The organism is Pedobacter sp. KACC 23697 (assembly GCF_045348445.1).
GTDB lineage: Bacteria > Bacteroidota > Bacteroidia > Sphingobacteriales > Sphingobacteriaceae > Pedobacter.
Map to the genome: position 1 here is coordinate 3,084,286 of NZ_CP157485.1, position 11,952 is coordinate 3,096,237.

An 11,952-nucleotide genomic window follows, 5' to 3' on the forward strand; every position below is an offset into this window, starting at 1 on the left:
AAGATAGTACCTTTTCGTTAACGGCATCAACTGAGGATAAGATCCTGTCAGTTAGTTCATCAACAAATTTATTCGCTCTGCTATTTTGTAATAACTGGAGCTCTTGAATTAGTTCTGCTCTCATAATTAACAAATTTTAATGAATATATAAATATTAACGGACCGGATAATGATTTGTTTCATATAATTAGAAGTTCATCAAATTATTTTAACTAACTTGTTGATAACTAACTTTTTGTTAGCAAATAAACAATCATGACTTAACATTTATTTAATTTTTAGCACTTATTTTTATAAAAACCTGATTACCATTCGTTAACCTCAAAAAACACAGTGTATGACGTGGAAAAAATTTAGTGGTGAAATTATTCAGTCTTCAATCCTCGAAGAAATAGAAAATGCGATTATCAGAGAAAGTGAAAAAGGCTATAAGCTTAAAGTTTGCATTGGTACCGATTCGCAGGTAAAAGGTGCAATAACCGATTTTGCAACGGTAATTGTACTTTTAAGGGAGCATCATGGTGGTTTTATGTATATCCACCAGGAGAGGAGTACGCAGCAGGTGAGCATCAAAGAACGGATGTTGATGGAAGTACAGAAATCTATTGAAACTGCCTATTCCATTTGCGATTTACTTGATATTTACGATGTAGCGCTGGAAGTACATGCCGATATTAATACCAATCCATCTTTTAAATCAAATAAAGCGCTGAATGATGCCATGGGTTACATTTTAAGCATGGGTTTTATTTTCAAAGCCAAACCTGAAGCATTTGCAAGTTCTACCTGCGCTGATAAAATGGTGCATTAGAATGGAAAATGTGGGATGGAGTTAGTCCGGGATCTGAAGTCAAAGGTCCGAAGCCCTGGTGCCTTCATTCCCCGACATCATGAGGAAAATCAACAAAATATTGTTGTCCAGACAACATCTGGTATTCGCTTATGGTTTCCTAGCTGCGGGAACGACAGATCTATAGCGCCCAACTCTGCGATCTTTGTCTTTCCCTTTGCAAACTTTGCGGTTAAACCCAACAAAACCGCATCTTTATTGTTGTGCTTTAAAAGGAAAAATTGAAAACTTATAGATTAGAATTTACGCAGAAACTCCCTGTAGATCTGGACACTGCCTGGGACTTTTTTTCTTCGCCAATGAACCTGGCCGAAATTACCCCTAAAGACATGACCTTTGATGTTACCTCACCAAATATGGCCAACACCAAAATGTATCCAGGTTTAATCATCACCTATAAAGTTTCTCCATTGTTTGGAATTAAATTGAGCTGGGTAACAGAGATTACGCATGTTCAGGATAAGGTATATTTTATTGATGAACAGCGATTTGGTCCTTTTGCGTTTTGGCACCATCAACATCATTTCGAAAAAATAGATGGTGGTGTATTTATGCGCGATGTTTTACATTACAGCATTGGCTGGGGACCAATTGGTGCTATTGCAAATGCAATAGTGGTGAGCAACAAAATAAACGAAATTTTTAAATTCCGTTATCAAAAGGTTGAAGAATTATTTGGCAAGTTTTAGCTTTACTTACCACTTTTTAGTTGAAATGGTTTCGGCTTTCTTTTTGGTTTTCTCTACCCTGCTGGTGGCTAAATATTTTTTAAATTCTTCGCCGAATTTTTCGACTTTATTATAGGTACTGTTTAAAATATCTTTCCAGGCACCAGCACCAAGTTTACCAGGTGTACGCTCTAAAGGTACACCAATTGTCGTGGCAGGCACAAAATTACCATAGCGATCCCTTTGATAAGGAATAAACAACATATCAGTTAACCAAAACCTGTATTTGCCCTGGCGCGCCTCGAAAACAAAATTATAGCTTACCTCTCCGCTAGGGTGACCGGCAACCAAAATAGTCTTATCGATTATCATTGTTCCTTTCGCCAAAACAGAAGAATCGGTAACAGTTTGTTGTGCCATAGATTTTTTATAGACAACATTAACAAAAGATTTAGCCCTTTGCAGTAAAGTATCTTTGTTTACCAATTGCGAATCTACCACCTGATAATAGATAAATTTGCCGGTGTCATCTTTAGAAAACTGTTTCTGCTGTGCAGATAATTTAACTGAAGAAATGGCGAGAAAACCAAAAAGAATGTATTTCATGGATAGGAACTAAAAGATAAAACTAAATGTTAAAGATAAAAAAAGCCGTCCTGATTTTACACCAGGACGGCTTCATATTTTTCAACTTTATTTCTTTAAAAAGCGTAAACTGCTGCCAGCGAAAACTGACCACCATTTGGTGCAGCTGCTCCGCTTTTGTTAAAGAAAGGTTTGTCGCTATTGTGGTCTAACCTTACCTCTGGGATAAAAGTTAAACCGCCCGATTTAATGTTTGCAGTAAGCGTAACTGCAGTAAAAGCCGTTTCGGGAACCGCACCTGCTGCTTTAACCTTGAAATATTCACCCCTTAAACCTATTGTAACAGCATCGGCCACAGCGTACTGAGGATATAACGCAGCACCAGCATAACTTCCTGGTACCGAACTGTCTTTAATATCATAATTGGCCGCATTTAAACCCAATTTAAATTTCTCTGTAATTTGGTATGAAGTCGTTAAATCCACAATAGTTCCGTATCCACCAAAACCAGCACCAGATAAGGCATTGATATAAGCAGTCCAGCCCTCTACCGGAGCAACCATTAATTGTCCGCCTACCGCAGATACACCACGTGTTGCACTATACACGTTCCAATCATTAAATACGCCCGCCATTAAACTCACTTTATCAGAGAACTTATAGGTTGCTTTAATACCGGCATTCTGGAATGGCCCATTGGTGAATAGATAAGAGGTAGAGTAATTGAAGTTTCCAACCGGTGAGATTACTTCATATCCGATAAATGTACCCATATAACCAGCTGTCATACTAAATTCATCAGTAAAATCGTAGTTAACATACAAGTTCTGGATATTAAATGATGAACCACCAGCAGCGGCATCCGGTATAGACTGCGATTGCCCTCTTGGGCCAAAAGAAAGTTCGCCTACAAAAGAGGCCTTTCCTGTTTTTTTCTTCAATGCAATATCGATCATTCCAAGGGAAACAGAGTTGTGATCGGTTACAAAAGATGTTTTGGCATTTAAAGGATTTTTCGCAAAATCATATTTAAAATAGGTATCTACCGATCCTGAAATTTCAAGTGGAGATGATGTGGTCTCTTGAGCAAGGGCACACGTTGTGCTTGCCATTGTAAAAATAGCGGTTAAAAGTTTCTTCATGTTTGAGCTTGATTTGAGTTTAGATATTAAAAAGTCGTTAAGAAATTGGTTCTGTTATTGGACTGTTTCTTTCAATGTAGATGGCCCTCTCCTCTACAAGTAAAGTACCTTGAGAGTATTTTTCATCATGCTGAGAAGCATCTAGACCAAGTTCTTCTTCTTCTTCAGAAACCCTTATTGGATTGATCAGGTTTACCAGTTTAAAGATTACAAATGACACAATAAAACTGAATGCAATTACAATTAAAGCACCTTTTAATTGGGTTACAAAAAAAGCAGGATTACCGTAAAACAAGCCATCTGCACCGGCAGCGTTAACGGTTTTGGTTGCAAAAACACCAGTCAAAAGCATACCTACAATACCACCAACACCATGGCAGGGAAACACATCTAATGTATCATCCAAACTGGTTTTTTGTTTCCATGAAACCACAAGATTGGAGATAACTGCGGCAATAGCACCAATAAATACACTGGATGAAATACTTACGAAACCTGCACCTGGTGTAATGGCTACCAAACCAACTACTGCTCCGATACAAAAACCTAATACAGATGGTTTTTTGCCTCTTGCAACATCAAAGAACATCCACGATAAACCAGCAGCACCTGCAGCGGTATTGGTCGTTAAAAATGCAGAAACAGCCAAACTACCAGCACTTAATGCAGATCCGGCATTAAAACCGAACCAACCAAACCACAATAAACCCGTACCGATTAATACGTAAGGAATATTAGCCGGCGGTACTTCTTTGTGTTCTAAGTGTGATTTTCTGCGTTTCAGCACCAGTGCCCCTGCTAAAGCAGCCATACCAGCAGAAATATGCACTACTGTACCACCTGCAAAATCCAATACACCCATTTTTAACAAGAAACCTTGTGGATGCCATGTCCAGTGTGCTAGTGGCGAATAAACAAATATGGCGAATAAAACAATAAACAAAATATAAGAGGTAAAGCGGATACGCTCTGCAACAGCACCAACCACTAAACCTGGAGTAATGATGGCAAACATCAACTGAAATACAGCAAATAAAGATAGCGGAATAGTTAAGTCAGCCCCTCCCTGAAGATGTGGCGCGCCGGAATTTACGCCTTTAAAGAACAAAAACGTTGATGGATTTCCGATAAAACCACCAATAGTATCTCCGAATGCCAAACTAAAACCCACTACTGTCCATAACACGGTAATTACGCCCGCTGCTACCACACTTTTAATCATGGTAGACAATACATTTTTACGATGAACCATTCCACCGTAGAAGAATGCTAGGCCCGGAGTCATTAAAAACACAAGCGCAGCTGCGATTAATATAAATGCAATGTCTGGACCGCTGTACTTTCCTTCATCAAAATTAGGAAGAAGCGGAATAAATAGAGCGAAAATTGCGACAATCATCAATATCGCAAAAGGCGCATACTGTTTAAAGGAGAATTTACTCATAGTTTTTAGGTTAATTTGTTTGTATTATTTAAATAATTGAAATATGCTTGGTTTATTTTCATAAAAATACGACATATTGTATTTTTTACACCATTATATTTAATTTTTTTAATAAAATTGGTTAATTTTTATAAAACAAAACAAAAAATAACCTTTAAAATAAAAATAACGAAAAATACGCGTGCTTTCAACACGTGTTTTTAAGAAAAATAAAATCAAATATTAACCCTATTTGACGTTATTTTAACTATAATCCAACAAAAATCACCTGCAAAATTGATCAAAAAACAAAAAACCCATGAAATTTCATGGGTTTTTAATTAAAATATTTAAAAAATTTAATTTTTCACAAAAAATACGCAGAACCCTGAATAACTCCTCTTTTTTCAATTTCTTTATCCATGTAAGTCTGAATTGCCGATTTATTAAGGCCCCAGTTAGGCGCAATCAACAAATCCCAATCAGAAATACCAAAAAGCCTTTGAATAACAATATCCGGACGCAATAAAGGGATCAACTCACAAAGTAAATCGGTATATTCTTCGAGCGAAAATAATTTAAAGGGTTCTTTTTTGTACTTAGCCCCCATAATCGATCCTTCTACTACATGAAGATGGTGAAACTTGACAAACTTGATCTGTGGAAAACGGTTAATTTCGTGAATATAACCATACATCTGTTCTCTCGTTTCCCAGGGGAAACCAAAAATAGTATGCACACAAAGATCGAGTTTACTGTTTTTTAAAAGTTCTACCGCAGCCACAAATTCGCCATGACTGCAGCCTCTGTTGATCTGATCGAGGGTTTCATCGTAAATTGATTCCATACCCATTTCTAAATCTACATCGAAACGGTCGGTATAACTTTCCAACAGCGCTACTTTTTCGGCATCAATACAATCAGGCCGGGTACCTACTGCAAACCCCACAATATTTTCGGTATCAACCGATAAGGCCTCATCATACATCATCTTTAAATAATGCACCGGCGCATAGGTATTGGTATTGGGCTGAAAATAAACAATATACTTATCAGCTTTATAAGAAGTTTTAGCCCTGAACATTCCTTCGGCAAGCTGATCTTTAATATTCGGATTCTGACGCGAAGGCTCTGGTGTAAAAGAATCTACATTGCAATACGTGCAACCGCCAAAGCCTTTGCTCCCATCCCGGTTGGGGCATGTAAAGCCGCCATCTACAATTACCTTAAATACGCGCTGCCCCTTATACTTTTCACGCAGATAAGTCCCGTAATTCTTATAACCCTTTATCCCTGAATCTACTAGTGTTCCCATTGTCCACAAAAATACGTTTTTTGTTCGAGATTTGGGTTAGCGGTTAGCGGTTAGCGGTTAGCGGTTAGCGGTTCAACAGCTTGACAGGGATTTATGTTTTAATTATTTAAGAGATGTTAATTAATTTAATCGCATTTTGGACAAGTAAATGGCAGCATCCTTATTTCCTAATTTTTTGGCCACTTGCAAATGTGCCACTGCATTTTTATTATCTTTCTTCAGATGATAGACGACGCCTAAATTAAATTCTACTCCAGAATAATAGCCCGTTAGTTCACTTTCGCCATTTTTTACAGCTAAAGCTTTTACCAGATGATATTCTGCGGATTTTAAATCGTGAAGATGTAATTTACATTCGCCCAATAAAGCATGGGCTACAAGAAAACCATTATTTAGCGATTCCTGGAAATATCTACTGGCCTCGACATATTTTTTTTGATCGTAAAATTCAAGTCCTTTATCAAATTGACTGAGTGCCTTATCCTTTTCTATTTTTCTATCGATGGACGCAATATTCGCTTGATCACTGGTATCGAATAACATTTTATACCCTAGAAATACCATGAATAATGCGAACAATACACTGAATATAACCAGCTTCTTTCCTCTTAGTGGTTGTTTTTTTTCCATAGCGATTAATAAATAGCGATTAGCAAAATAAAGATACCGATTAATGTAAAAGCAATATTTGATAATTTTTTATGCAAGTTGTTGATATAGCGATAGCCCTTCTTATACTCATCTGAACATAAAATAAAGGTCAATATAAGCGGAACAACTAAATACAAGATTTGGTTATTAACCGAATAAGAAACAATTTGAAACATTTCTTCTAAAAAGTTTAGTTTATGTTCGGCAACATAATAAAGTTTTTTGTTTCGACTTTTATCCGCCAGTTGGTTAGCTGATATTGATAAATATACTGAATCAACTTTTTCAATATTTTTAAATTCGAGGAACAAATTTGAAATACAGTAATTTTTAAATGATCTTGAGTAATTATTCTGATGGTTTGATACATTTAACGTAAAACTAAATTTGCCATAAGTCCCACTTTCTCTCTTTTGAATATGAATATCTTTCCTTGCAACGGAAATTACAGTTGCCTGTTTAAAATTCATCAAAAGCAATAGGATAAAAACTAACCAGGTGGTAACTGCAAGCAATGGGAGTCTATAAATTTTATACCAACTCATACGTCAGTTTCGATTACATTTATTGCCGCTTTTGCTTTTGCTTCATCATTAATCATTGCTTTAATATAATCTTGTATTTCATCTTTAACAAATGGATTGGTGATATATTTATACAAATCTGGTATGAGCCCGAGTAAAAAACCTTTATAATCTTTAAATGTATTTGAAGCACCTTGTCCTATACCTTTCATCGCATCGTTTCTTGAAACGCGCGACCATTGATTATTAGTTGTAACATGTTGTATCTGACCTTCAGAATAACTTCCGGATCCATCTGCAAATTGTGAATTTTGGTTATAACTAGTTTCAAGTTGTGGATTATTTCCCTGAATAGCATTAGGATCTACACTTGAGTAAGTCCTAGTTTGCCCATATTCTTCTATATCATTTAACCTCGCATAATCCTGGGACACGTAAGTATTAGATTCCGATATGTTTTGTTTACTAATTTCATGCCCCTTACCTGTAGCATCTATACCCTTTGTTCCCTGATCCAGTACAGTTTCACTTGTGTATGACTCATGCTTATTAATTTGCTCATTGATAACAGTAATATCAGTTTCATAACCGTCAACTTGATCTTTAACACCTGCATATTCATATGCTTGATCTTTTGTTTTGCTTAAAACAAAATCTGCACCGTATGCACCTGCCCCCCCTAATAATGTTAATGCAACATATTCTCCTAATGCAACCTTCCCAAAAGTGGCCAAAATGGTTGACCCTGTACTAAATGCACCAGCTATTCCTTGAAAAGCCCCTCCAGCAACAAAGGCAGAAGCCATTACAAGCCCTACGTCTGCCAAAGTTTTTTTTCTCTTTAAATCAATGGCCTCATCGGCAGCTTTTTCCGAATAGAATATCATTACTTGACCACCAAAAAAACAGCTCACTTTAGAACTTTCTATAAGTGCTTTTTTCTTTTCAATCAAAACCTTTGGATGAACAGGAGCCCAATCACTTCCTGATGTCAATAATGCACAAATGCACGGCATAAAACCCGCTCCAAGACCTAAGGCAGCGCCACCAGCAGCTCCTCCTGCTGCGATAGCACCTATAATGAGCGCTCCTGCTACACCGCCAGTTGCCACTGTCGCAGCAGCAATAATCCCCGCAACAATTGCTCCTATTATCGCACCGGCAATAACCATCTTCGCACAATTAAAATTCCCCCCCATTCGATCATCTATTGTTCCCGCTAAACGACCTCCTACAATTTTGATAGTGGACTGACTTCCTACTTTTAATTGTTGTTTAGACATTCCGTCAGAGCAAACCAGATAAGATTGATCAGGTACATATATCTTAGCCATAATTTTCTTTTTTTAATTTAAAGGAATAATGCGATCTAAAATAAAAGTTATTGTTTAACCGCTCTTCTACCTCGCATTCAACATTTTTTAATACACCAGAATTTTTAAACACTTTATAGTTTATGTTTACCCTATACTCATAATCCAACTCAGCAATTAATATTGGCTTATATTGTAAATTATATATTTCTAGAATTTCCTGAGTATAATTTCCCTTTTTTTCATTTATAAAAGTTTCTTTAATAATGATTTCATCTACCCCGGCTCCCTCAACTATTCTTTCTCCAGAAAGATTGATTCTTTTCTCATTAAATATATTTGATCTAAAATCTCTTTCCACTTTATCTACCCGGCTTTCATTTCCTAAATCATAAAATGCGGGAAATAGTAATTGATATAATATTCCATCGCCAATAAGTGAAACACTATTAGCAAAATCATTATCCCCGGCTTTTATAATCAGTTTACTTTCATTACTGTTGGCATTAACAAGCGATGATAATTCATTTTCCTTCATATTTTGCCAGATGCTAAGTATTTCAGCTTGGTTTAATACAGAAATTAATTTACCAGTTTTGGTAAATCTAAGATGCAACCTTGAGGTTGGAGAATTAAATAATTTAGCGAAAGCCGCTAAATGCTGTAATTGACTATTTGTTTTTAACACATCATGCTCTATTTGATTCAAATAAAGTTGATATCCTTCATTATCCACCAGAATATTTTCAAGCTGCCAGAGCATTTTTGTTTCAGTATCCGAAATCGTTTGGTCATTTGCAACTGTTTTTTGCTGTTGGATTATTACATAATTTAAATTATTTGGTTCACCCCTGTATGTCAATTTATTATGTAAGGTTTCCTCTTTTTTTATTTCGTCATCAAAAAATTTAAATCTGCTCATAATTAATTTATATCTACCTGGCTACCCGTAATGGTTTGTACGCCAGTTGAAGTTTGTGAAATGGTTGTTTGAGAATTTACACTGATTCCGTTACTGGCTTTCGAATCGATATTTTTCGTATCAATGGTAACCGCAGTAGTTGCGTTCTTACCAATATTTACCGCATCACCTGGCTTCTCACCTGCATTTGCATTAATTACGTGAGTACCCTGGATATTGATCACCTTTCCGATAATATCGATCGTACCATCTTTCTTTAATGTAATGCTGCTCTGCCCTGTCTTGATGACAATGGTCTCCGCAGATTCCGCAGTAATTAATCCGGGTCCATTTTCAATTTTCACAAAATTTGCTGCATTGGTGCCCAGGTTTAATGCATGGTTAAGGTCATCAAAACTTAAACTGCTTCCTTTTCTGGATGTAAGTCCTTTGGTATTACTGTTTTTAAAGCCGCTGCTATCGCCACTTTTACCATGGTACACACTCCCCATTACCACCGGCCTGGCTACATTTCCTTCTTCGAAAGCGATAACTACCTGATCGCCTTTTTCCGGAATAACATGAAAACCCCTGTTTTTACCGGTATCGCCGCTCCCCGCATTCGGGCTGATTACCCTTAGCCATTCGGTAGGATCGTTTGTATGGCACTCCCATTTAAATTTAACTTTCACCCTGCCCTGCCCTTGTGGATCATCATTATCAATCACATCGGCCAGTTGCATATCCGATTGTGGTTTTTGGTAATTCTTAACCATTATACGCTCAGTGGTAGCCACTATACCTTCGAAAGTATTGCTGTATTTACCCGTTCCGTCTATCTGGTGGTTGATGTTGGTAATCAAAAATTTACCCAGACTTTCAGTTGCAAAAGCAAGCTCTTTCCTGAAACTCATCGTAATTTCGGCAATACTGCCGATACTAAGCTGAGCATTATCGCCACTGGCATTAATTTTTAATAGCTCGCTGATGTGCGCCTTCTCTTCATTTTCTACATGGCTTTTAATATCGTTGTTGTTATCAACCCTGATTAAAGATGGCTGATTAAAGGTTTTGCTGTACATGTTGTTAGACGCCTTGATGGCATGCGCCAGATCAGGATTTCCATCTGCTTTACCTGTACTTTCGCTATGCAGCATTTCATCCTGTTTAGGGTTATAAGCAAAGCGCTTGTACTTTATTGGCGAAACCTCCATGGCGTATTGCAGGTTAAACACGTCGCGTCCATAAAAAAGAGACACTGCTTTTTGCTTGTCGGGTTTACCAAAATTAAGTTGCTTGCCATCATAGTAAAACCACTCATGATATTCGCCTGACAAACGGTTCAAAAATTCGAAATCGCTTTCGCGGTATTGTATCAGATAATCAATTGCTGCTTTTCTTGAAGCATTGCTTACAATTGCGAGGTCGTTAGCCGGTGTATCATTCGTGGCCAGCTTAACAATGGTATCAAGATCTTTATCTAAATAAGATCCTAAATCTGGACCGCGGTCTATTAATATGGTAGGGCTATAGCCACTTACAATAAGTACGCCGTGGTAACCATGACTTTGCGAAAGTTCTACTTTGGTAACAAGCCCGGCAAAATGTTGCAGGTTTTCTGGCGAATAGCCGAAAGAAGCAGTTAAGGTTTTACCCACGAAATCGCGACTATCATCTAAACTGATTAAGCCAGGGGCACCCAAGTGATCGTGGTTAAAATGAAGTTCAAAATAATGGTGGTGGTTAAAAGCCTGTAGTAGATTAAAAGAAGCAAAATGGGCAATTGCCGCATCTTCTATACTAATTTCTACAATAAGTTTATTTTCCATAATGTATTTTATTACTGTTACAGTAGCGTTTTGGCTACATTGTTCTGTAAACTGCAATTTTATAAAGACCGGGATAGAAATGCACTTCAAATTGCGTACCTGCTGCATTTCTCTTAAAAGATGCTTCTATAACCTTTTTGGTGTAGGGATGCACTTCTATCGTATTTCCCTTTTTTAAATAACCATTCCCGATCATGGTATCAATATCGTTAGGCCGCACATGGATGCAACCATGTGATTCTGCCAGTTGAAAAACCCTACCTTGAGCTGTTGCCGCTTCATCAGGCGGTGTGGTATGGATAAAATCGCCCATAATATATTCCTTACCATTCATTTTACGGTCATTATTCAGGTCTTTAAAATATTTGACTGAAACATGCCCAAAATCATTGAAGAGCCATTTGGTTGGAATCGGTGAATTGGGATAAAGATCACGCTGGTACTTCAGTATATAATTGGTAACCCCTTTCTGGTCGTTTTTATATTTTCCCCACTCCGCGTTTACATCTGTCAACTTTTTCCATTTACCAGCCAATTTTACCATTACAATGCCTCCGCTTATTTTCATCTCAGTTCCCCAGGCAACACCTGACCAAACGGCGTAACGGCCATAACTCACATGTTTTTCAATGCTCCTGATCACAAACCTACCTGTAGTAGTGGAGGTTTGTGCATGGCCATCATCTCCCGTTTTAACGTTAGATGGCCCGCCATGTGCATCATATTCCTTAATTTTTACGAGCGTATTCAT

12 protein-coding genes are annotated in these 11,952 nt (G+C 37.3%); 2 read left to right on the forward strand and 10 right to left on the reverse strand.

The annotated features are described in order from the left end of the window. Positions 1–337 precede the first annotated feature (337 nt). Together ABEG20_RS12250 and ABEG20_RS12255 are read left to right on the forward strand one after the other, a co-directional pair. Positions 338–811 (forward strand): ribonuclease H-like YkuK family protein, encoded by a 474-nt coding sequence (locus tag ABEG20_RS12250; RefSeq protein ID WP_406823625.1) that lies wholly within the window; start codon positions 338–340, stop codon positions 809–811. 260 nt (positions 812–1,071) lie between these two features. Then, complete coding sequence (locus ABEG20_RS12255; protein WP_406823626.1) at positions 1,072–1,539, forward strand: hypothetical protein; 468 nt, start codon at positions 1,072–1,074, stop codon at positions 1,537–1,539. 6 nt (positions 1,540–1,545) lie between these two features. Here the strand turns inward: ABEG20_RS12255 and ABEG20_RS12260 are convergent, their stop codons facing one another. The 10 genes from ABEG20_RS12260 to ABEG20_RS12305 all read right to left on the reverse strand — a co-directional run bounded on the left by ABEG20_RS12260 (position 1,546) and on the right by ABEG20_RS12305 (position 11,952). Next, a complete protein-coding gene (locus ABEG20_RS12260; protein WP_406823627.1) occupies positions 1,546–2,124 on the reverse strand; it encodes a hypothetical protein in 579 nt (192 codons plus the stop codon). 95 nt (positions 2,125–2,219) lie between these two features. Next, complete coding sequence (locus ABEG20_RS12265) at positions 2,220–3,245, reverse strand: porin (RefSeq protein ID WP_265851775.1); 1,026 nt, start codon at positions 3,243–3,245, stop codon at positions 2,220–2,222. 37 nt (positions 3,246–3,282) lie between these two features. After that, entirely contained in the window at positions 3,283–4,689 is a 1,407-nt protein-coding gene (locus ABEG20_RS12270) for an ammonium transporter (RefSeq protein ID WP_406823628.1), read from the reverse strand. A 346-nt stretch (positions 4,690–5,035) separates the two neighbouring features. Beyond that, on the reverse strand, positions 5,036–5,983 hold the full coding sequence (locus ABEG20_RS12275) for a TIGR01212 family radical SAM protein (protein ID WP_406823629.1): 948 nt from the start codon (positions 5,981–5,983) through the stop codon (positions 5,036–5,038). Positions 5,984–6,103: 120 nt separating this feature from the next. Next, positions 6,104–6,613 (reverse strand): tetratricopeptide repeat protein, encoded by a 510-nt coding sequence (locus tag ABEG20_RS12280; RefSeq protein WP_406823630.1) that lies wholly within the window; start codon positions 6,611–6,613, stop codon positions 6,104–6,106. A 5-nt stretch (positions 6,614–6,618) separates the two neighbouring features. Further along, positions 6,619–7,179, reverse strand: a complete 561-nt coding sequence (locus ABEG20_RS12285) for a hypothetical protein (RefSeq protein ID WP_406823631.1) — start codon at positions 7,177–7,179, stop codon at positions 6,619–6,621. Next, positions 7,176–8,492 carry a PAAR-like protein gene (locus ABEG20_RS12290; protein ID WP_406823632.1) on the reverse strand — a complete coding sequence of 439 codons (1,317 nt, stop codon included), beginning with the start codon at positions 8,490–8,492 and terminating at the stop codon, positions 7,176–7,178. Before ABEG20_RS12290 ends, ABEG20_RS12285 begins: the two co-directional genes overlap by 4 nt. Next, positions 8,485–9,393, reverse strand: a complete 909-nt coding sequence (locus ABEG20_RS12295; RefSeq protein ID WP_406823633.1) for a hypothetical protein — start codon at positions 9,391–9,393, stop codon at positions 8,485–8,487. Before ABEG20_RS12295 ends, ABEG20_RS12290 begins: the two co-directional genes overlap by 8 nt. A gap of 2 nt (positions 9,394–9,395) precedes the next feature. Then, positions 9,396–11,201: a type VI secretion system Vgr family protein gene (locus ABEG20_RS12300; RefSeq protein ID WP_406823634.1), complete on the reverse strand. Its 1,806-nt coding sequence runs from the start codon at positions 11,199–11,201 to the stop codon at positions 9,396–9,398. Positions 11,202–11,235: 34 nt separating this feature from the next. After that, the gene (locus tag ABEG20_RS12305) at positions 11,236–11,952 is read right to left on the reverse strand and encodes a hypothetical protein (protein ID WP_406823635.1); all 717 of its coding nucleotides are present in this window, start codon (positions 11,950–11,952) and stop codon (positions 11,236–11,238) included.